The organism is Amycolatopsis sp. cmx-4-83 (genome assembly GCF_046548815.1).
In the GTDB taxonomy this organism is placed as follows: Bacteria; Actinomycetota; Actinomycetes; order Mycobacteriales; family Pseudonocardiaceae; genus Amycolatopsis; species Amycolatopsis pretoriensis_A.
The window spans coordinates 1-1,360 of record NZ_JAEBEF010000030.1; the positions used below are offsets into that span (position 1 = coordinate 1).

Genomic DNA, 1,360 nt, shown 5'->3' on the forward strand with positions numbered 1-1,360 from the left:
CCTAGTACTGCAACGGCAGTTAGGTGAGTGGGTAGCCTCGTCGTTTGTAGTGGCTGAGGCGAGCTTGGTGTTGTCGTCGACGGCGGAAGCGGGACCAGGCCCAGATGTGGTCGGCGGCGTCGGCGACACGCAGCACCAGCTTGATAAGCAGACGCCTGATCTCCGGTAGCGTGAATCCGATCATGCCCGGCTCGGCGACGCCGGTTCCCCTTTTGCGACAAGGGATCGGGAGACCGCAAGCCAGGCGTGAGCGAGCATGGCCAGGGTGATGTGGGCATACCAGGCCCGCCAGGACCGGACCTGGTAGTGGTCGAGTCCGGCTTCGTTCTTGGCTTGCTGGAAACACTCCTCGATCCGCCAGCGAGTCCCGGCGATCCAGGCCAGGTTCAGCAGGCTCGAACGGCGAGGTCCGTAGCAGACGTAGTAGGCGATCTCGGTCGGGTCTGAGAGTGAGCGGCGGGCGAGCAGCCAGTGTCCACGTCCCGGCTGCCAGCCGATCCGGATCGGCACCCGCGCCCAGTCGTACTCGCGGGGCCCGTGCGCCCCGGCACCGACCGACAGCCGCCGCCACGACCGAGCGGGCAACTGCGCGATCAGTTCGTCGGCGCGGGCTTCGCGACCGCCGGTGGAGACCAGGGTGTCGTTGACCTTGGTGGCCAGCACGTGCGCGGCGTCGTGGGCTTCCAGCCACAACCGCAGGTACTTGACCTGCCCATAGGCCTCATCGGCGGTGATCCAGGTGAACGGCACCTTCGCGGCGAATGCCCGTGCCAGCATCGCCATGGCTTGGCGGGGTTTGGTCTCGAACTCGGTCCCGGCCGGAATCCCTGCTCGCCGGCACCGATCCTGGTCGGCAATCCACGGCTCGGGCAGATAGAGCTCCCGGTCGATCAGTGCATGTCCGCCGGCACCGGCATAGGCCAGGAAGGTGCCGATCTGGCAGTTCTCGATCCGTCCGGCGGTGCCGGAGTACTGCCGCTGCACGCCGGCCGACCGGGTGCCTTTCTTCAGGAACCCGGTGTCGTCGACGATCAGCACGCCACCGGGTTCGCCGAGATGCTCGATCACGTAGTCCCGAACGTCGTCGCGGACACCGTCGATGTCCCAGTCCGCCCAGCGCAGCAGCCGCTGCATCCCGTCCGGCGAGACCTCACCGGCCTGCTCGGCCAGCGTCCACCCGTTCTTCCGCTCCAGACCCGCGACCAGCCCAGACACATACTCCCGCGCCCGACCTCGAGGTTCCGACCGCGCGAACCGGCCCGCAATCCGCTCATGCACCCGGTCCAGCTGATCCATCACCACATCGACCACCACCAGGATGATCTACCACAACACCACTAACTGCCGTTGCAGTACTAGG

At 66.8% G+C, this 1,360-nt stretch carries 1 protein-coding gene; it reads right to left on the bottom strand.

Annotated features, from left to right (window positions below; all coding sequences use genetic code 11):
• Positions 1 to 180: 180 nt before the first annotated feature.
• A complete protein-coding gene (locus ACLJQM_RS48160) occupies positions 181 to 1,314 on the bottom strand; it encodes an IS701 family transposase (protein ID WP_247013887.1) in 1,134 nt (377 codons plus the stop codon).
• Positions 1,315 to 1,360 lie beyond the last annotated feature (46 nt).